We start from the raw sequence: 18,892 nt of genomic DNA on the forward strand, positions 1-18,892 counted from the left end.
TTGTCCTCTCGGTCCGGTCAGGTGGGCAATGGCGCGTCGCGTTTGAGTTGGTCCATCACGATCTGGCTGTGCACCCGTGCCACTGCAGGATGCGGCAGTATCACCTGGTGAAGCAAGCGGTTGAGCGCGGAAAGATCGTCGCAATAGACGTGCAGCAGGTAATCTGCCTCTCCGGTCATCGTCCAGGCGCTGGTGATCTCGGGGCGGGTGTCGACCATGCGGGCAAAACTCGCAGATTGTTCCGGGCCATGTGTGCCCAAATGCACCTGAATGAACCCTTGGACCTGCAGGCCAAGTTTTAGGGGATCCAGCCGTGCCGCATATCCGGTGATATAGCCTTCGGCCTCAAGCCGCTGACGGCGGCGCCCGGCCTGGCTTGGTGACAGGTTCAGCATTTCACCCAATTGATGCGCGGTTAGATGTGCGTCCTTTTGCAGGGCAGACAACAGCCGCGTATCGGTGGAATCCAGCATATGCGGAGTTTCTCCAATTTTACCTAAATTCGTGCGTGATTTACGCATATGTTTGTAGTTTACACAAAAACTATGCGCAGAAACAGCGCCTGGTAAGGCGTATTTTGGAATCAGCAAAGAAATTCCTGTTTTTACGGAGACGCGCCATGGGTCCTTTCCCGCACAACGCCCCGAAATCTGTCATCAGCCCTGAAAATCCAGCCGGAACCGATGGGTTTGAATTTGTCGAATTCGCCCACCCCGAGCCGCAGGAACTGCGCGATCTTTTCGCCAAAATGGGGTTCGAGTTGGTCGGACACCACACGGACAAGCCCCTGGTTGAGCTGTGGCAGCAGGGGGACGTGACCTACATCCTGAATGCCGACCCGGAAAGCTTTGCCGCTAAGTTCGTGGCAGAACACGGCCCCTGCGCCCCTGCGATGGGATGGCGTGTCGTGGACGCGCAGAAAGCCTATGAACACGCGGTGTCAAAAGGGGCTGAGCCTTATGACGCGGCAGACAGGACCATGAATGCCCCAGCGATCAAGGGTATTGGCGGTTCGCTGATCTATTTCATCGATCAGTATTATGAAACATCGCCTTACAATCAGGAATTCACCTGGGACAAACAGTCCAAACCGCGCGGCGACGGGTTCTATTACCTCGATCACCTGACGCACAACGTCTACAAGGGCAACATGGACAAGTGGTTCAAGTTCTACGAGAGTCTGTTCAACTTCCGCGAAATCCGCTTTTTTGATATTCAGGGTAAATTCACAGGCTTGTTTAGCCGCGCGTTGACCTCGCCATGTGGTCGTATCCGCATTCCGATCAATGAGGATCGTGGCGAAACCGGGCAGATCGTATCTTATCTCAAGAAGTACAAGGGTGAGGGTATTCAGCATATCGCGGTGGGTAGTGAAGACATCTATGCCTCGACCGACGCGATTGCGGAAAAGGGCCTGAAGTTCATGCCGGGGCCCAACCAGGCCTATTACGACATGTCTAAGGAACGTGTTGTGGATCACGATGAGCCTCTGGACCGGATGATCAAGCACGGTATCCTGATCGATGGCGAGGGAGTGCTGGATGGTGGTGAGACCCGGATCTTGCTGCAAATCTTCTCGAAAACAGTGATCGGCCCGATCTTCTTCGAGTTCATTCAGCGCAAAGGCGATGATGGGTTTGGTGAAGGGAACTTTAAGGCTCTGTTCGAATCCATTGAACGCGAACAGATCGAAAGCGGCGAAATTTCAGCTGCTTAACGGCGTAAGTTAAGTCACCAAAGGGCGGTCGGGGATATCCCTCGGCCGCCTTTGTTTTTTGAACCGTCAGCTCCGCGGCATTTTCAATGTGAGGTTTCTTCCGCGCTTTTGGTAGCGCAATTCGCCGTCGCCAATGGCGATAACATTTCCGCCGTCCAGTCTGTCTCCGACTTTCAGTTTTTTGTACCGACCGCTGGGCAACCGGACCAGCGCGCGCCGATTGGCCGGGGTCCCGTAAACCCCAATCAGGTTCAGCTTGCGCAAGTTAAGCGCATTGTCGATGGTCGCCTGCCGCGCCACCGAGGCGATCGACGGGATTTTCGGTGCCACGGCCTTTGGTTGGAAAGAACCAGCTTCGTCCGAGCTTTGATCGACCGCTGCAGTCGATCCAAGATTGGCGGTGCTTGTGTTTGTACTGGCCGGGCGGGCAAGTCCGGCTGGTCGTGTTTTGGGGCGCGGAACGCGAACGACTGCCAAAGCCGTCGGCGTTTCGTCGATTTGAGGGCTGCTTTGCAGGGACTTGGGGCGCAGTTTAGGACGCAGAACCGCCAGTTCTTCGCGTGTGCGTCCGCCAAGTTGTTGCCGCTCAAAGCTTTCCAGCAAATTGGCGGGACGTGGATTTGGCCGTTTCTGCGCTAAGCGGGCTGTAGGATCTTCCTCAATCGGCTCCTGTTCGAACCGAACCGGAACTGCCGGGGGAACCTTGGCGGGCCGGCCAAGGTAAACGACCACTCCGTCAGGGTTCAGGGTCCCTTCGGCTGAGGGAGTAACGAGGCCGCGTTCGTCCAGATCAAACTGGACCCCGGCCTGTGCGGGCAGGGCGTTTTGTTCAAACGGCAGGTCAGTTTCAAAGCTACTGACGGGAGGCAGCGCCACTGCGTCCTGCGACAAATCAGTGCTGTCCAGGGATGCCAGATACAGGTCCTCTGGCGACTCCAGGACCGGATCGGGCAAAGGTTCGGGGGCGAAGATCTCGATGTCTGCTTGTGACGAGATTTCCGCTGGTGCGGGCTCTTGTCCCACCGGTTCGACCTGGGTCGGTGCCACGTTCAGCGCTTCGAGGATTGCAGCATCGGTCGCGCTGAGATCAGCGGCGGTTTCTTCAACAGGTTCGGTTTGCGGCTCTTCCTCTGGCGCGGTTGCGACCGCCTCGGGTTCGAATTCAAGCTCCGGATCGCCGTCAACCTCCTGTGTCTCGGCGATTTGCTCGTCAGATGCGAGGTTTGGCACAGTTTCTTCAATCGAAACCGCCTCGGCCACTGAGGATTCGGTGTCGTCAGATCCAGTCAACGACCACACGGTCAGAGCAATACCAGCAACGAGAGCGGCCGCCGCCGCTGGAACGGCGTAGCGGTTGATCGGGGGGGTGGCTTTCGTTTTGCCAGCAATATTCGCGTTGGGCGCCGAACGAAATTCCGTCGGGGTCTCAGTATCTGCGATCGCGTGAATGGTAGGGCCATCATCTTCGTTGGTAGGTTCTTTACCCTCAGCGGGTTCCTCTGCTGCGGTCGCATCGGGCGCGGAAGGAAACTCCGTTTGGTCCTCGGTTTCAGCGATCGCCCGATCGGCGGCAGATTCACTTTCTTTTTCGGATTCTTCTACCTCAACCGTTTCTACTGCGCCGGTCGTGTCGGAGGCTGAAGAAAACTCTGTCGGGGTCTCGGAATCTGCAATCGTGTCTGCGATTGGGCCTTCATCAGTTTTGGCAGAATCCTCAACCTCGAACGGTTCCGCAGCAATGACCGTGTCTTGGGTATCGATCTCGAACCGAGGTTCAGACGGATATTCCTGACCCTCGATCGGGGTTGAATACTGTACCGGAACAAACCCGTGCTCGGCTGCAAATGTCCGGGCCTCATTCAGGGTTTGCCTGGCGACAGCAGCAATATGGGTTGTCGGACCGACGGTTGCGGTATCGAAGGCGAGCTCATCCAGCGCATAGGGAGTTGCCTCGGTCAGTTCCGCTCGCACTTTTTCAGCGCTTTCCTCGGGGCTTAGGCCCTCTGTTGATACGGACAAAAATCGCACCTGATCCGCTGGTATCACCAGCTTGCAGTTCAGGTCGTTTTCAAGGGCAAAGCCCTGATCCCGCAATGCGATGATCTGCGTACTCAGGTCGGGCGCATCCAGAGCAACCTCGCCTATGCAGAACCAGTCACCATCCGAATGGTGGTGCAAGGATATTCCGGTCGAAGAAAAAGACAGCGCAAAGGCGGGTTTCATAATCCGGAAAAACCATAATTGTCAGCATCTGTGCAAACGATCATTCGTCCGCAGATTGACATTAAAGCAGGATCCCGCCGAGGGAAAGAAAAAGCCGGTCTTTCCCCTTGTTCGGCAGACCCTCGCCACCCCATGTTGGGAGAAAGAAAATTGGAGGGAAGACCTTGAATAAAATCGCTTTTCTAGCCGCAGTTCTGACGATGTCAGTTGCTGGCATGACCCATGCGGAAGAACGTCGCATCACCGTTGACGCGGCGGGAACTGTGCAGGCCGCGCCTGATATGGCGACTATTACTCTGGGCGTGACCAATGAAGACGCACAGGCCTCGAACGCGATGAAGGCCACTTCGGAATCGGTGTCTCAGGTCCTGAGCCGGTTGCAGGAGCTTGGCATCGAAACGCGTGATGTGCAGACCCGCGACGTGTCTTTGTCGCCGGTCTGGAACAATCGTAACAGCGCAAGCGGCGACCGGCCCGAAATTTCGGGATTTGTCGCCTCGAACCGAGTGGTGGTGCGTGTGCGTGACCTGACACAGCTTGGTACAATCATGGACGCAGTCATCCAGGACGGGGCCAATGACTTTGGCGGGCTAAGCTTTGGCGTACAGGATCCGAAACCGCTGCAAGCGCAGGCGCGCGCAAACGCCGTAGCCGAAGCGACCACCAAGGCCGAGCAGTTGGCACAGGCGGCTAACGTGACACTCGGACCAGTTCAAGAGATCAGCGAACAGGTCGGTGGCGCGCGCCCCGTGGCCATGATGCGGGAATTCAGCGCTGCGGATGCAGGTGGTGTACCGGTCGCAGGTGGCGAGGTGTCCGTTTCGGTCACCGTCACAATGGAATTCGAAATCTCTGAGTAACCTCAGACGCTTGCGCGGGCCTTCAAAGGTTGCCTTTGTTGGCCCGTCTGGTCAAAGTTGTCCGGCGATAGCCAATCCTCAAAGGCGCTGCGGATGCGGGGCCATTCGCTGTCGAGGATGGAATACCACGCCGTATCCCGGTTGCGACCTTTGTAATGGGTGGCCTGTCGGAAAATACCTTCAAAGGTAAAGCCCAAACGCTCGGCCGCGCGACAGGACGGCGCGTTCAGCGCGTCGCACTTCCATTCGTAACGGCGATAGCCCAACTCATCGAACACGCGCTGCATCATCAGGAACATAGTCTCGGTCGATTGCGGGCTACGCTGCAACAAGGGTGAGAAGTGGATGTGTCCCACCTCGATCGCACCCGCCGCCGGGTCAATCCGCAGAAATGAAGCCATACCCACCGGCGTTTCGTTACTGTCCAGTACCGTGTGGAACATCGGATCGGAATCCATGCAGGTCTCACGGGTCCAATCCTCAAACTCACGCTCGCCGTCGAACGGCCCGTAGGGAAGATAGGTCCAGTTGTGGCCATCCGTGTCGTTGGCAAACGCCCGGAATAACCCGGGCGCATGCCTATTCACATCAAGCGGGACAACGGAACAATATCGGCCCTCCATCGGCGTGCAAGGTGGTGTCGGGCGAGGGAAATCGCCCGTAACCGGCAATCCGATGGGTTGGCCCAGATCATTGGTGTTGTGCCCGCTCATGGATCAGGCCGACGCTTTGGCCAGCGCCTGATCAAGATCGGCGATCAGGTCATCTGCGTCTTCGATACCAATGGACACCCGCACAACGCCGGGGCCAGCGCCTGCGGCCTCTTGCTGTTCTGGGGTCAGCTGCCGGTGCGTGGTCGAAGCCGAGTGAATGATCAGCGAGCGTGCATCGCCCAGGTTTGCTACGTGGCTGAAAATCTCAAGCGCGTTGACCAGCTTGATACAGGCGTCATAGCCGCCTTTGACCGCGAAGGTGAAAAGGGCACCCGCGCCCTTCTTGTAGTGCGCTTTGACCCTGTCACTGTAGGGCGAAGACGGCAGCCCGGCATAAGTGACGTATTCCACGCGGTCATCCGCCTCGAGCCATGCGGCGATTTTTTGTGCGTTTTCGACGTGACGCTCCATCCGCAGGGACAGGGTCTCGATTCCCATCAGCGTGTAATGCGCAGCCTGCGGGTTCATGGTCATGCCCAGATCACGCAGGCCAATAGCGATGCCGTGGAAGGTGAAGGCCAGTGGGCCAAACGTCTCATGGAATTTAAGCCCGTGATACGCCTGCTCCGGTTCGCTGAGCGAGGGGAACTTATCATTTGCGGACCAGTCGAATTTGCCCGAATCCACGATGCAGCCGCCGGTGACGGTGCCGTTGCCGGTCAGGTATTTGGTAGTCGAGTGCACCACCAGCGTCGCGCCATGCTCGATCGGGCGGCACAGGTATGGCGTGGCCGAGGTGTTGTCGACGATCAGCGGAATGCCCGCCGCATCGGACACATCCGCCAGCGCGCGGATGTCAGTGACATAGCCGCCGGGGTTGGCAATGGATTCGCAGAACACCGCACGGGTGTTTTCGTCGATAGCGTCTTTGACGGCGTCCAGATCGTCGGTGTCGACAAACTTGGCGGACCAGCCAAAGCGTTTGATGGTCTGGCTGAACTGCGTGACCGTACCGCCATACAGACGGGTCGAGGCGACTACGTTGCAACCGGGGCCCATCAGCGGGAATAGCGCCATGATCTGTGCCGCGTGGCCTGATGAGCAGCACACGGCACCGACGCCGCCTTCCAGCGTGGCGACACGTTCCTGCAGAACGGCCACGGTGGGGTTTGTCAGGCGGGAATAGATGAAACCAACCTCTTGCAGGTTGAACAGGGCAGCCGCGTGATCCGCGTCGCGGAACACATAGGCTGTCGTCTGATAGATCGGTGTCTGACGCGCGCCAGTTGCGGGATCGGGCCGGGCGCCCGCGTGAATTTGAAGCGTATCAAAACCGTAGGTGGGGCCGTCAGACATCTTGGAAATCTCCTGTTGGAAAGTGCGTTGCTGAATCTCTAGGCGATTGGGCGCGCGCAGACAACATTCCTGTCAGCGCATCCAAAGACCATTCTTGCGTATCGTGTTGCGAATAACCTGCTCGCGTTTGGGAAGGTTCTCGCGGTCAAACATGTCCCTGATTTTGTGACCCTTGCGCTGCAGCACCAGCTTCTTGATCGGGTCGTACCCCTTGAGGACCTTCTTGACCCGGTTTGGCGCAACCACGGTTTCCAGCACCTCGACGGCGTGATCGCTTTCACGGGCGTAGAGTAGGGGGAACAGGCGGTAATGACAGCTGACCGATCCGTCCAGAAGGCCCGCAGGCAGGGCATCGCGACAGCCGCCGAACGAATGGATAACCAGCGGCAGTGCAGCCTGATCCAGCCAGGGGTCAAAATTTTGTCCAGCCATCTCGGGGATCTCGCCGTCGCGGATCGTGCGGGCATAGTCCAGAAAGCGCTTTCCGAAGGTGTGAGGGCAGGAATGAAAGAAATACCCGGCATTGAAGTACAGATAGCGCCGCCAGTAATCCACAGGTTGGCTGGTATCCAGCGAGCTGTCGAAATCCAGTCCGAACCTTTGATAAAGCGCCTTCCAGATCCCATCCAGTCCAGGACCATACAAGGTTGGTTTGGGCCAGGTTCCTTCGACCCTTAGCGATGCGCCGGGGCGGTCAAAGTCGAAGGGGACGCTGGTCAGATCGCCGGTGATCAGTGTGTCACTGTCAAAAAACACAAAGGGCTCACCCTCGGGCATGGCCAGCAAAGCTTCGATCTTGTTGCCATAAGGGTAGCTGGCGCCAAATACTTTGTTTTCGAACGGCAGGATCTCGGCATCCAACTGACGGAGTGCCTTCAGAAGATCCTCGTCCTGGATGGTAGGGTCCTGCGGCCAGCGTGGACCGGGTTGCGGAACAGCCACGAACAGTCGACCGGAAAAATCAGGGCTGCTGTGCCGCAACGAGGCGGCAAACAAAAGGGCTTCGTATTGCAGACGGTTGTTTTGCCCGATGATAACGATGTTGAATTTCGGGGCGCTGGCCTGCATCCGGTTACTTTCAGTACTTGTGGGTGCCGTGGTCCGGCGCTGCTCGGGTTTCTTGTCGGACGTACAGTATGCAGGCGCGCCCGTCAAAACCAGATGCGATGCGCGCAATTTGAAAAATGTCGGCGCAATCCCATGTTAGGGACACGTCCCCGTTCAGGAGTGCCCCCATGAGGATCAACGCAGATTTCACCAAACGTGTTGCAGTTCATTTCGACCAGAATGAATGGATCGCGTCCCCCGCCGTCGGTGTCGAACGCAAGATGCTGGATCGCATCGGTGAGGAGGTTGCCCGCGCAACGACAATCGTACGTTTTGCTCCGGGCAGCGCTTTTTCGGCCCACACACATGACGGGGGCGAAGAGTATCTGGTTCTGGACGGCGTTTTTCAGGACGAAACCGGAGATTTCCCGGTCGGCAGTTATGTGAGAAACCCTCCGAACTCGTCGCACACACCTTCGGCAAAACAGGGGGCGACGATCTTGGTGAAGCTGCATCAGTTTGACCCGGATGATCGGACAGAGGTACGACGCTCGATCAATGGTCAGGGGAATACTCAACTGTTCAAAGACGCGCATGAAGATGTCCGCGTGTTCAATCTTGCGGCGGGCGAGGCGTTGGATCTGGACGCGTCGCACGGAATGGAGCTGTTTGTGATCGAAGGCTCGCTGAGGGAATCTGACGAGGATTTCACGACTTGGGACTGGCTAAGGTTGCCTCCGGGCGCGCGATCTTCCGCCGTGGCAGGGGCTTCGGGGGCGCGTGTTTGGACGAAAACAGGGCATTTGGCTCAGATGGTCTGATACGTCCGCTGCAAGAAAAACAGGCAGAAACAAAGGAAAACCGGGTCGATTGGTCCGGTTTTTTCATTTTTTGACCATTTGGCAAATTTTACCATTTGATAAAAAATTACTTTGTGGCAAGCTGAGGCCACAACATACATATCTACAGGGAGTAGAGTGATGGCACAGGGCCAGATTGCCCCCGGCATTGTCTCCGGGCGGCTGTCCAGCGATGAGCTGACCTCGAATTTCACGGATTTGCATCCGCCACTGGCCCCCCATGAGGCCGCCGTGGCAGCGGATCGGTGCTATTTTTGTTACGACGCGCCATGCGTCACAGCCTGTCCGACAGACATCGACATTCCGCTGTTCATGCGCCAGATTCAGGCTGGTCAGCCCGAAGCGGCGGGTGAGACCATTTTGGCTCAGAACATTCTGGGCGGCATGTGCGCCCGCGTTTGCCCGACTGAAACGCTGTGCGAAGAAGTCTGCGTGCGCGAAACCGCCGAAGGTTCACCGGTCGAAATCGGTCGTCTTCAGCGCTACGCAACAGACAGCGTGATGGTTGGCGGAAGTCATCCGTTCCAACGGGCCGCACCCACCGGTAAAACAGTTGCCGTAATCGGGGCAGGACCTGCGGGTCTGGCCTGTGCGCACCGGCTGGCGATGTTTGGGCATGACGTGGTGATCCACGAAAGCCGCCCCAAACCGGGTGGGCTGAACGAATACGGGATAGCAGCGTATAAATCGACAAACGATTTTGCTCAGGCCGAAGTCGACTGGCTGCTGAAAATCGGCGGTATTTCTATCGAGACCGGGTCCGTGTTGGGCGAGGGCGTCTCGCTGGACGGTCTGGTTGAGAATTACGACGCAGTATTCCTGTCTATCGGCCTTGCCGGGGTGAATGCCTTGCGTGCACAGGGTGCTGATCTGGACGGTGTCCGTCACGCGGTCGATTTCATCTCGGACGTTCGTCAGGCCTCGGACTTGTCGCATCTGCCGGTGGGTCGCAATGTCGTGGTGATCGGCGGTGGCATGACCGCTGTGGACGCTGCGGTGAAATCGAAACTGTTGGGTGCCGAACACGTCACCATTGCATACCGCCGTGGTCGTGATGCGATGGGCGCCAGCCGGTATGAGCAGGACCTCGCGTCCTCGCACGGCGTCAAGATCATGACCAATGTGCAGCCCGTGGCTGTGCACGGAAACGGGGCAGCGGCAGAAATCGAATTGGAGTATACGTCCAGTCACGACGGTAAGCTCTCGGGCACCGGAGAGATGATCCGCATACCCGCTGATCAAGTCCTCAAGGCGATTGGTCAAAACTTGGACGGCGCGCCGGAAGGGCTGAAGCTGGATGGCAACAAGATCGCTGTGTCTGGTGCCGGGCGTACCTCGATAGGTGGTGTCTGGGCCGGGGGCGATTGCGCGGCGGGTGGCGAAGACCTGACCGTGACCGCCGTGGCCGAGGGTCGAGACGCGGCGATGGACATCCACGCAACGCTCGTTTCGTGATAGGATGGGGCATTCACCCCATCCCATTCGCTGCTGAGGTATTCTCATGTCCCAGATCGAACAAGCCGTTGCCCAACACTATACAACTGGTGCTCTTACGGAACGCATGCGTAAGGCGCTAAAAGCCAGCGGCATTGATCCCAATGCGGCCACGGTTGCCGACCTAAAGGCAGGTGATGAGTTCCACACCGGCGGTGTTCTTGCGACGGACAACCTGTTTGCCCAGCTTTCGCCGACCCACGCGACCCGTGTGCTGGATGTCGGCTGCGGCATCGGTGGGACGTCGCGGTACATCGTGGATCGTTATGACTCAACGGTGACCGGGGTCGACCTGACGCCGGAGTTTGTCGAAACGGCCACTGCTTTGAGCCAGATTGTTGGTCATTCCCAAAAGACCAGTTTTCTGGTGGGTAGTGCACTGGACATGCCGGTACCGGATGCGGGCTTCGATCTTGCCGTCATGATGCATGTCGGGATGAACATCGAAGACAAAGCAGGTCTGTTCGCGGAAGTTTCGCGAGCATTGGCCAGAGATGGTATCTTTGCCCTGTTTGACGTGATGGGAGGGGACGTGGAGGAACCGCTGACCTTTCCTCTGCCATGGTCAACCGTTGCCGGGACATCCTTTGTTGATGCGCCGGATGTTTACAAGAATGCCGCAGCAGCCGCAGGCCTTGAACTGGTAGCCGAGGCAGACCGGACCGAGTTCGCGCTTACCTTTTTCGAAGAGGTGTTCGCGCGCATCGCCGAAAGCGGCCCGCCGCCCTTGGGCATCCACCTGATGATGGGCGAGACGGCGCCCGAAAAGTTTCAAAACTACGTCACGAACCTCAAGGCCGGGCGCATTCGTCCGACCGAAATGATATTCAAGAAAACCGGCTGAGCCGGGAAGGGAGAAGCCATGGCCGATCTGACAACAAACTTTCTGGGCATTTCCAGCCCCAATCCTTACTGGCTGGCCTCGGCGCCGCCGACAGATAAGGAATACAACGTGCGCCGCGCTTTCGAGGCCGGGTGGGGCGGTGTCGTCTGGAAAACGCTCGGCTCCGAGGGGCCACCGGTCGTAAACGTGAACGGGCCGCGCTACGGCGCGATCTACGGTGCAGATCGCCGCCTATTGGGTTTGAACAACATCGAACTGATCACGGACCGACCGCTTGAGGTGAACCTCGAGGAAATGGCGCGGGTCAAGGCCGACTATCCGGACCGCGCGCTGATCGCCTCGATCATGGTGCCGTGCGAGGAAGAAGCCTGGAAGGCCATCCTGCCGCGCGTTGAAGAGACCGGTGCAGACGGGATCGAACTGAACTTTGGCTGCCCGCACGGGATGAGCGAACGCGGAATGGGCGCAGCAGTAGGGCAGGTGCCGGAATATATCGAGATGGTCACCCGCTGGTGTAAGAAATACTATGACCGACCCGTGATCGTGAAGCTGACGCCAAACATCACTGATGTTCGCAAGCCTGCCGAGGCGGCAAAAAACGGCGGCGCGGATGCAGTGTCACTGATCAACACGATCAATTCGATCACCAGCGTCGATCTGGACACGTTCAGCCCGGAACCGTCGATTGATGGCAAGGGCAGTCACGGCGGGTATTGTGGCCCGGCGGTGAAGCCAATTGCCCTGTCGATGGTATCCGAGATCGCGCGCGCCGAAGCCACCCATGGCCTGCCGATTTCCGGCATTGGCGGCGTGACCACATGGCGCGATGCGGCAGAGTTCATTTCGCTGGGCTGTGGTAACGTTCAGGTGTGCACGGCTGCTATGACCTACGGCTTTAAGATCATCGACGAACTGACCGCAGGTCTGTCCAAGTGGATGGATGAAAAAGGGTACACAAACGTGTCCGAGATTGTCGGTCGTGCGGTTCCAAACGTGACCGATTGGCAATACCTGAACCTGAACTACGTGGCCAAGGCCAAGATCGATCAGGACGAGTGCATCAAATGCGGTCGCTGCTATGCCGCGTGCGAAGACACCAGCCACCAGGCAATTTCCATGTCCGATGATCGGGTGTTCGAGGTCATGGATGACGAATGCGTCGCCTGTAATCTGTGCGTGGATGTTTGCCCGGTCGACGGCTGCATCTCAATGGTGCCAATGACGGCCGGAGAGGTTGATCCGCGGACCGGTCTGGAAGTTCAGCGTGATTATGCCAACTGGACGACGCATCCAAACAATCCGATGGCCAAAGCTGCCGAGTAAATCGGGTGCTGAAAACATGAAAGGGCCCGAAAGCGCGGGCCTCTTACCAGATACTGCCCCCCATATGGGGCGTTCAAAGCCGCGTGGCGACATCACGTTTTGCTAGATCAAGTAGGTCGACAGGCTTGGGACATAGCTTAGCAGGATCAAGACGGCGGCCACCGCAATCAGGAATGGCCAAAGTGATTTCAGAATTGCTCCGGGGGTCGTGCCGCTCATGGATGAGGCGATATAGAGGCCAATTCCGACGGGTGGAGTAAGCAGGCCAAGAACAAGGTTCAGGCATACGACAACTCCGAACTGGTAGGGGCTGATGTCGTAGGATCCAGTGGCAATCGGTAACAAAATGGGCGTGATCAGGATGATGGCGGCAATACCATCGATCACCATCCCTACCAAAAGCAGTGCAGCATTTACGATAAGTAAAAACATGAACGGATTAGATGTGATCGACGTGATCAGCCCCGCCAGCTGCTGTGGTATTTCTTCGTAAATGATCACCCACCCAAAAACGCTGGCCGCCGCAATCATGAACAGGATCATCGATGCGTTTGCGGCTGTTCGCTTGAACATCTCGCCCAGATGTTGCGGCTTTAGCTCTCCGTAAATGAGCCACCCGACCAGAAATGCGATCAGCGAAGCGATGGCTGCGGATTCTGTCGGCGTAGCGATGCCAAACAGAATACCACCGATGATCGAAACCGGGATCAGCATGGCAGGAAGGGCGGCGATCAGGGCCTGCAGGGCATCGCGGCGGGACATCCAGACGCCCTTTGGGAATTGCTGAAACCACCCGACAAGCGTGATCACCAAAGCAAAGGCTCCGGCTAGCAGCAGGCCGGGTATGATCCCGGCGATGAACATGTCGCCGATGGGAATCTGAGCTAAAACGCCAAAGATAACGAACATCATTGACGGCGGGATGACCGGTGCCAACAGGCCCCCGGCTGCTGTCGTGGCAGCGGCGAAGCCCTTGCTATAGCCTTCTTCTTCCATCGCGGGGACCATGGCGCGCGACATAACGGCGATCTGCGCAGTGGCCGAACCGATGATGGCGGCCATGAACATATTGGCCAGCAGATTAATATAGGCGAGCCCGCCCCGGAATCCGCCCACGAATACACGCGCCAAGGCGACCAGCCGGCGCGTCATGCCGCCTTCATTCATCAGCTCTCCGGTCAGCATGAACAGCGGGATTGCCAGCAGGCCGTAGTTTTCCAACCCGCCAAACATTTTCTGTGCAAAACTGTCATAGAGAACGGTGTTCCCGCTTTCCCAGATGTACCAGATTGCGGTGATCGCCAACACGATGGCAACAGGCACCGACAGCAACAGGGTGGCCAGAAAGACAAAAGGGCTCATGCCTGAGACCCTCGTCCGGGTCGCGTCAGAAGATGCATCGTTGAATGCAGCGTGGCCCCCAATGCAAACAGCCACATCACGAGCCAAAACAGAAACTTCGGAAGCCCAAGGGTTGACGTCGGTTCGGCATAGATGAAGTTGAACGTATTGCCTTGAAACGCCACGGCATCGAACCCTGTACGAGCGATGTCCAGTGGCAGAAACCAACGCCAGCAGAACCACAGCATCGCGATTGCAAAAGCGAAGACAACGATGTCGACTACTTTTTGGATGATTGTCCGGACATGAGGCGGAACCAGATCGGCAAGGATCGTAATCGAGACCGAATTGCGGTGGTGCAACGCGGCTGATGCGCCAAGGAATGTCATCCAAACCATGGCATAGATCGCCAGTTCATCCACCCAGAACAGGGCGTTGCCAGCGGTTCTGGTCACGACATTCAACAAAATCAACAAGGTGACGCAAACGGCCAGTGCTGCGGCACACCATAACTCAACCCACGCCCACGCTGCAGACAGCCGGTATAACATCGCCGATCCCCTATGAAAAAGGGCGCAGGATTGACCTGCGCCCTTTCCTTGAAACGTTCAACTTTATTTGGTTTCTGCCGCAGTCTCGCGCAGCGCGTCAAGGGACGAGGTTTTTTCAGACCAGATGCCGTTCCATTCCTCAATCGCATCGCCAAAGAATGAGGCATCGACTTTCTTGTAGGCCTTGCCGGTTCCCTCGATCTGTTCCAGCCACTTCGCTTCGTTGGCAACATAGGCGTCGATGGTGCTGTCGACATGCTTGGCCATCAGTTCACCGATCATCGCGCGGTCTTCTTCGGACAGTCCCGCCCAGACTTTGGCCGAGACCAGCCCGACCATCGGGAACATCATATGATCAGACTGAACAATCGTGTCGGCGTGATCATAGTATTTCAGCACCCAGATCAGTTCAGCATCCATATCAATGGCATCGACCTGCCCATTGGCCAGCGCGTCATAGACAGCAGGCAGCGGCATCGGTGTTGGTGCAGCTCCGACAGCGTTGTAGAAATCCAAAATCGGCGTGAACGGCGTGATCCGCAGTTTCAGACCAGACAGGTCCTCTGCCGAAGACACATCGCCCCGGCTGACGATCTGGCGCAGCCCAGCCATACCGTAACCTAGGCCTACAACGCCAACCTGACCGGGCAGGGGTTCCAGCATCGATTTTGCGGTATCCGAACGCAGGATGCGCCCCGCGTGGCCGATATCATCCGCGAGATACGGCGCATAAAACGCACCCAGCTCAGGTGCGCGGTTCGACACTTCGGCCACGGTCATGAAAGCCATATCCAGCGCGCCAGTCTGCAATTGTTGCAGCATCTCTGCCTCGTTGCCCAACTGACGGGCAGGGAATACAGATACGGTATGGGCACCACCGCTGGCTTCGTTCAGCTCGGCCCCAAAGGACTCGGCCGCCTTGGTCCAGATATGCGGAGGTGGCGTGATCAGGCCCAGACGGAATTCATCTGCATGGGCAGCTAGCGATGTCACAGCAAGCGCTGCAGCCGAAGCGGCAATCTTAGCAAAATGTTTCATGTTCTTCCCTGTTGTTTGTTCATCTCAGAGTTTGACCCAGCCCTCTGGTGGCTCTTTTCCCGGATGCACGGTCTGGCAGTTCGGGCATGTTCGGTCTTCTTCTGATGAATAGAATTTTTCGTAGACCGGCGGCAAGTCCTTGACGATAGACTGCAATTGCATCTCGGCCCGATGAACGCGGGTGCCGCATTCAAAGCAATACCATTCGATCGCGTCCAACTCGCCTGTTTGCCGTTTGGGTTCGATGACTAATCCGATTGAGCCTTCCTGCGGTCTTTGAGGTGAATGGCGCACATGCGGCGGCAGCAAGAAGATCTCACCTTCGCGGATCGGAACGTCATAGAATTCCTCTCCGTCATACAGCTTCAGCACCATGTCACCTTCCAGCTGATAGAAGAACTCTTCGACAGGGTCGTCGTGGTAATCTGTCCGTTTGTTCGGCCCGCCGACGACGGTAACCATCAGGTCTGCGTCCTCCCAGACCTGTTGATTACCAACCGGCGGTTTCAGCAGGTGACGGTGTTCGTCGATCCATTTCTGAAAGTTGAATGCACTTAACTTCGACATGTCCCACTCCCTGTTAGTAGAAGTTTGGCCGGTTTTTTCATAACCGCAAAGAAATTATCCGCATCTAGATATCCGATTTGCTTATATCGATGTGGCTATGGCTTCAGGCCGCATTCCGCGAACCCTTTGCGGATGATCTCTTTTTCCGCCTCGGTCAGTTCCAGCATTGGGGGTCGCGCACGCCCTCCGACCTGTCCCAGCAGCTCTTGCCAGTATTTTCCAAAAGCGGTGGGCTTGCCTGCAGGTTTGGTTCGCTTCATCGCGTCCCGCACCGGGTTCAGGCTGTCAAACACCTTGCGCGCCTCATCTGCTTTGCCGGCAAAAGCCAGCCGCGTGTATTCGTTCATGCGCTGATCATTCTTGGTCTGTAACTGGTAAGGCGGCGACGAACACAGATACAATTTCCAATCCAGTTCCAGAATATTGTCCAGCCATTCATGTTCAGCCGATGTCGAGACATGAATTTTGTCGCCCACCATATGCGTCAGTTTCACATACATCTCACGCGGGACGGAGTATTTGATGGCCACGATGTTAGGCAAATCAGCAATCCGTGCGCATTCTTCAGGCTGCATCAGGTATCCGCTGTCCGGGTGGCTCCACATCGCGATCCCGATATCCAGCTCATCGCAGAACCGTTTGTAGTACTGGTACAAAACCTCTCCACGATCCTGAACAAAGCTTAGAACAGGGGCATGCAAGACGATGTAATCGGCCCCACAATTCTGCGCATGGCGGGCCAGTTCCAGCGCCGTGTCCATGTTCTGATCCGAGACCGAGACAATCACACCGGCTTTGCCCGCGCATTCGTCAACCGCAATCTCAAAGTTGCGCTTGCGCTCATCAAGGCTCATCGAAAAGAACTCGCCCTGCTTGCCTGCCACGAACAGTCCCTGGATATCCAGATCGTCAATCCAGTGGCGAATGTTTGACCGCAGCCCGGCCTCATCCAGTGACAAATCATCGTTGAAGGGGTTCAGGGCTGCGGCCCAGATGCCGGTCATGTTCTCGCGCGCATAGGCTTTGGCGTCGCGCTTGGAGTAGTTCATTTTAACGGGCCTTCCGATTAACGCGCAATTCTGGCGTCGCCATCAAAGCCTGATCACCCCACTTGATCCAATGCGAAAGCCGGGAATTGGGTATCTGAAATTAGAATACCCAAAGAATACCAATTTAGAATTCTTTGGCGCTGGTTTAGGTTTGCCACATGAAAATAGGATTGATCGGTAAAGGCGCGATTGCGCAGCATGTCATGGGCGCGGTTCAGGCGCGAGGCCATATGGTACATGCGGTTCTGGTGCGACCAGGCAGCATTTCACAAAACCCGAACCTGTTTGTGGGTTCGGTGCCAGAGCTCATCGCAGAGGCGGATCTAGTGATCGAATGCGCCGGCCATCAGGCACTGGCGGCCTATGGCCCTCAGGTTCTGGGGCAGGGTACGGACATGATCACGGTGTCCGTCGGTGCATTGGCGGATCAAACGATTGCAGACGAGATGGAAAGCGCGGCCAGCGTGGGGCAGGCGAAACTGCACCTGGCCAGCGGCGCAATCGGTGCCCTTGATTGCCTGAGCGCTGCGGCGACCGGCAAATTAGACAAGGTTATCTATGTCGGGCGCAAGCCGCCGCTAGGTTGGAAAGGCTCTGCCGCAGAGGACAGGCTGGATCTTGAGGGGCTGACACAGGTTGAAACGCACTTCACTGGGACCGCCCGAGAGGCGGCGTTGGCCTATCCCAAAAACGCAAATGTTGCGGCAGCCGTAGCCTTGGCTGGGATTGGATTTGATGAGACGCAGGTTAAACTCATCGCTGATCCGTCGATTGCGCAAAACATTCATGAGGTTGAGGCCGAAGGGGAATTCGGGCAGTTCCATTTCCGGATAAGCGGCAATTCCCTGCCGGACAATCCACGCAGCTCGGCCTTGGCCGCGATGAGTGTGGTGGCCAAGCTCGAACAGCTTTCAGAACCGATTGTGCTGTGACCATGGTGGGACGTCATTCACGTATCGTCGACCGCGCCCTGACCCGGCTGAAGTTACGCCAACTGCGTTTGCTGGTAGCGGTGGGAGCGCACGGTAACATCCAGAACGCCGCACGCGAGCTGGGCATCTCGCAACCCGCCGCCACCAAGATGATTCAGGATCTTGAACTGGATTTTGAGGTCAAGCTGTTCAGCCGGACCAATCGGGGTGTGATTCCGACCGTGTTCGGAGAAACTTTGATACGTCACGGCAAGCTGATCTTTGCACAGGTCTCGAACGCTGCGCAGGAACTGGATGACTTGAACGAAGGCAATGCAGGCCGTGTGGTGGTGGGCACTTTGTTGGCCGCCTCAACCAGCCTGCTGCCGGCAGCCATTGAAATCCTTCTGGCCGACCGTCCGAATGTAACGATCAAGATCAACGAGGGCACGAACGAAGTCCTGATGCCGAGGTTGCTTTCGGGCGAAATCGACATGGTAGTCGGGCGGCTTCCCTCTCATAGGCACCGTGACAAGATCAGGCAGGAAAAGCTGTTTGAAGACCGCATTCTGGCAATCGTTGGAAATCAGCATCCTCTTGCGGGTCGCCCGGATGTTTCGTTCGCTCAGACCAAACCCTTTGGCTGGATCGTGCCACCTCTGGAAACCACACTACGGCGTCAGCTGGATCATTTCTTTGTTGGTCAGCAGCAATACGTTCCGCTCGTGACGATCGAATCCGTGTCCTATCTGACCAACCGTGCTCTGTTGCAGTCGCGCGATCTGATCGGGCTCATGCCGGCCGAGGTCGTTTCACAGGACATCGCCCACGGCTACTTGTCGCCATTGGATTGGGATGTTCCATTTGGGCAAGGCCCGATTGGTGTCTCATTCCGGGCGGATGATGATCTTTCCCCCGCTGGTCGTGCCTTTAAGTCGGCGCTGCATCAGGCGGTGAAACAGAAATGAGGTCAGGTATTCGTCAAATTGATATCAGTATTCACCCAATTCACTTGAAGTAATGCCAGCCATTGCGTGATTTGAAATAATCAAAGTCGG

The 18,892-nt window shown here is 57.0% G+C and carries 18 protein-coding genes; 8 read left to right on the plus strand and 10 right to left on the minus strand.

Annotated features, from left to right (window positions below; genetic code table 11):
• Positions 1–17 precede the first annotated feature (17 nt).
• On the minus strand, positions 18–473 hold the full coding sequence (locus QMP16_RS01600; RefSeq protein WP_058273865.1) for an Lrp/AsnC family transcriptional regulator: 456 nt from the start codon (positions 471–473) through the stop codon (positions 18–20).
• A gap of 146 nt (positions 474–619) precedes the next feature.
• Here QMP16_RS01600 and hppD point away from each other — a divergent pair, with 146 nt between their 5' ends.
• The gene (hppD, locus tag QMP16_RS01605; RefSeq protein WP_282150977.1) at positions 620–1,717 is read left to right on the plus strand and encodes a 4-hydroxyphenylpyruvate dioxygenase; all 1,098 of its coding nucleotides are present in this window, start codon (positions 620–622) and stop codon (positions 1,715–1,717) included.
• A gap of 66 nt (positions 1,718–1,783) precedes the next feature.
• On the opposite strand, the gene QMP16_RS01610 is transcribed toward hppD, so the two are convergent.
• Positions 1,784–3,940: a hypothetical protein gene (locus tag QMP16_RS01610; protein ID WP_282150978.1), complete on the minus strand. Its 2,157-nt coding sequence runs from the start codon at positions 3,938–3,940 to the stop codon at positions 1,784–1,786.
• A 164-nt stretch (positions 3,941–4,104) separates the two neighbouring features.
• Between QMP16_RS01610 and QMP16_RS01615 the strand changes: the two genes are divergently transcribed.
• Entirely contained in the window at positions 4,105–4,800 is a 696-nt protein-coding gene (locus QMP16_RS01615) for an SIMPL domain-containing protein (RefSeq protein WP_282150979.1), read from the plus strand.
• 2 nt (positions 4,801–4,802) lie between these two features.
• Here the strand turns inward: QMP16_RS01615 and QMP16_RS01620 are convergent, their stop codons facing one another.
• From QMP16_RS01620 to QMP16_RS01630, 3 genes are all read right to left on the minus strand, one after another.
• A complete protein-coding gene (locus tag QMP16_RS01620; RefSeq protein WP_282150980.1) occupies positions 4,803–5,513 on the minus strand; it encodes a GNAT family N-acetyltransferase in 711 nt (236 codons plus the stop codon).
• A gap of 3 nt (positions 5,514–5,516) precedes the next feature.
• Positions 5,517–6,809: an O-acetylhomoserine aminocarboxypropyltransferase/cysteine synthase family protein gene (locus QMP16_RS01625; RefSeq protein ID WP_282150981.1), complete on the minus strand. Its 1,293-nt coding sequence runs from the start codon at positions 6,807–6,809 to the stop codon at positions 5,517–5,519.
• A 72-nt stretch (positions 6,810–6,881) separates the two neighbouring features.
• Positions 6,882–7,877 (minus strand): hypothetical protein, encoded by a 996-nt coding sequence (locus tag QMP16_RS01630; RefSeq protein WP_282151569.1) that lies wholly within the window; start codon positions 7,875–7,877, stop codon positions 6,882–6,884.
• 167 nt (positions 7,878–8,044) lie between these two features.
• On the opposite strand from QMP16_RS01630, the gene QMP16_RS01635 reads away from it, so the two are divergent.
• From QMP16_RS01635 to preA, 4 genes are all read left to right on the plus strand, one after another.
• Positions 8,045–8,677 (plus strand): cupin domain-containing protein, encoded by a 633-nt coding sequence (locus QMP16_RS01635; protein WP_282150982.1) that lies wholly within the window; start codon positions 8,045–8,047, stop codon positions 8,675–8,677.
• Between the two features lie 159 nt (positions 8,678–8,836).
• Positions 8,837–10,171: an NAD(P)-dependent oxidoreductase gene (locus QMP16_RS01640; protein WP_282150983.1), complete on the plus strand. Its 1,335-nt coding sequence runs from the start codon at positions 8,837–8,839 to the stop codon at positions 10,169–10,171.
• A gap of 46 nt (positions 10,172–10,217) precedes the next feature.
• Positions 10,218–11,054 (plus strand): class I SAM-dependent methyltransferase, encoded by an 837-nt coding sequence (locus tag QMP16_RS01645; RefSeq protein WP_282150984.1) that lies wholly within the window; start codon positions 10,218–10,220, stop codon positions 11,052–11,054.
• An 18-nt stretch (positions 11,055–11,072) separates the two neighbouring features.
• A complete protein-coding gene (gene preA / locus QMP16_RS01650; protein ID WP_058277679.1) occupies positions 11,073–12,377 on the plus strand; it encodes an NAD-dependent dihydropyrimidine dehydrogenase subunit PreA in 1,305 nt (434 codons plus the stop codon).
• A 102-nt stretch (positions 12,378–12,479) separates the two neighbouring features.
• Here the strand turns inward: preA and QMP16_RS01655 are convergent, their stop codons facing one another.
• From QMP16_RS01655 to QMP16_RS01675, 5 genes are all read right to left on the minus strand, one after another.
• Positions 12,480–13,739, minus strand: a complete 1,260-nt coding sequence (locus QMP16_RS01655) for a TRAP transporter large permease (protein ID WP_282150985.1) — start codon at positions 13,737–13,739, stop codon at positions 12,480–12,482.
• A complete protein-coding gene (locus tag QMP16_RS01660; protein WP_282150986.1) occupies positions 13,736–14,269 on the minus strand; it encodes a TRAP transporter small permease in 534 nt (177 codons plus the stop codon). Before QMP16_RS01660 ends, QMP16_RS01655 begins: the two co-directional genes overlap by 4 nt.
• 63 nt (positions 14,270–14,332) lie before the next feature.
• On the minus strand, positions 14,333–15,307 hold the full coding sequence (locus QMP16_RS01665) for a TRAP transporter substrate-binding protein (RefSeq protein WP_058273853.1): 975 nt from the start codon (positions 15,305–15,307) through the stop codon (positions 14,333–14,335).
• A gap of 24 nt (positions 15,308–15,331) precedes the next feature.
• On the minus strand, positions 15,332–15,874 hold the full coding sequence (locus tag QMP16_RS01670) for a 3-hydroxyanthranilate 3,4-dioxygenase (protein ID WP_282150987.1): 543 nt from the start codon (positions 15,872–15,874) through the stop codon (positions 15,332–15,334).
• Between the two features lie 95 nt (positions 15,875–15,969).
• Positions 15,970–16,923 carry a dihydrodipicolinate synthase family protein gene (locus tag QMP16_RS01675; protein WP_282150988.1) on the minus strand — a complete coding sequence of 318 codons (954 nt, stop codon included), beginning with the start codon at positions 16,921–16,923 and terminating at the stop codon, positions 15,970–15,972.
• 158 nt (positions 16,924–17,081) lie between these two features.
• On the opposite strand from QMP16_RS01675, the gene QMP16_RS01680 reads away from it, so the two are divergent.
• Positions 17,082–17,855 carry an aspartate dehydrogenase gene (locus QMP16_RS01680; RefSeq protein ID WP_282150989.1) on the plus strand — a complete coding sequence of 258 codons (774 nt, stop codon included), beginning with the start codon at positions 17,082–17,084 and terminating at the stop codon, positions 17,853–17,855.
• A gap of 2 nt (positions 17,856–17,857) precedes the next feature.
• Positions 17,858–18,802: a LysR substrate-binding domain-containing protein gene (locus tag QMP16_RS01685; protein ID WP_282151570.1), complete on the plus strand. Its 945-nt coding sequence runs from the start codon at positions 17,858–17,860 to the stop codon at positions 18,800–18,802.
• Positions 18,803–18,892: the final 90 nt, after the last annotated feature.

The organism is Ruegeria atlantica (assembly GCF_947495585.1).
GTDB classification, from domain to species: Bacteria; Pseudomonadota; Alphaproteobacteria; order Rhodobacterales; family Rhodobacteraceae; genus Ruegeria; species Ruegeria atlantica_G.

Coding starts and splice junctions, on each gene's coding strand:
- QMP16_RS01620 (WP_282150980.1), bottom strand. CDS start 5,513: ATGAGCGGGCACAACACCAATGATCTGGGCCAACCCATCGGATTGCCG.
- QMP16_RS01645 (WP_282150984.1), top strand. CDS start 10,218: ATGTCCCAGATCGAACAAGCCGTTGCCCAACACTATACAACTGGTGCT.
- QMP16_RS01665 (WP_058273853.1), bottom strand. CDS start 15,307: ATGAAACATTTTGCTAAGATTGCCGCTTCGGCTGCAGCGCTTGCTGTG.
- QMP16_RS01685 (WP_282151570.1), top strand. CDS start 17,858: ATGGTGGGACGTCATTCACGTATCGTCGACCGCGCCCTGACCCGGCTG.
- QMP16_RS01630 (WP_282151569.1), bottom strand. CDS start 7,877: ATGCAGGCCAGCGCCCCGAAATTCAACATCGTTATCATCGGGCAAAAC.
- QMP16_RS01635 (WP_282150982.1), top strand. CDS start 8,045: ATGAGGATCAACGCAGATTTCACCAAACGTGTTGCAGTTCATTTCGAC.
- QMP16_RS01675 (WP_282150988.1), bottom strand. CDS start 16,923: ATGAACTACTCCAAGCGCGACGCCAAAGCCTATGCGCGCGAGAACATG.
- QMP16_RS01600 (WP_058273865.1), bottom strand. CDS start 473: ATGCTGGATTCCACCGATACGCGGCTGTTGTCTGCCCTGCAAAAGGAC.
- QMP16_RS01640 (WP_282150983.1), top strand. CDS start 8,837: ATGGCACAGGGCCAGATTGCCCCCGGCATTGTCTCCGGGCGGCTGTCC.
- hppD (WP_282150977.1), top strand. CDS start 620: ATGGGTCCTTTCCCGCACAACGCCCCGAAATCTGTCATCAGCCCTGAA.
- QMP16_RS01680 (WP_282150989.1), top strand. CDS start 17,082: ATGAAAATAGGATTGATCGGTAAAGGCGCGATTGCGCAGCATGTCATG.
- QMP16_RS01655 (WP_282150985.1), bottom strand. CDS start 13,739: ATGAGCCCTTTTGTCTTTCTGGCCACCCTGTTGCTGTCGGTGCCTGTT.
- QMP16_RS01610 (WP_282150978.1), bottom strand. CDS start 3,940: ATGAAACCCGCCTTTGCGCTGTCTTTTTCTTCGACCGGAATATCCTTG.
- preA (WP_058277679.1), top strand. CDS start 11,073: ATGGCCGATCTGACAACAAACTTTCTGGGCATTTCCAGCCCCAATCCT.
- QMP16_RS01670 (WP_282150987.1), bottom strand. CDS start 15,874: ATGTCGAAGTTAAGTGCATTCAACTTTCAGAAATGGATCGACGAACAC.
- QMP16_RS01660 (WP_282150986.1), bottom strand. CDS start 14,269: ATGTTATACCGGCTGTCTGCAGCGTGGGCGTGGGTTGAGTTATGGTGT.
- QMP16_RS01625 (WP_282150981.1), bottom strand. CDS start 6,809: ATGTCTGACGGCCCCACCTACGGTTTTGATACGCTTCAAATTCACGCG.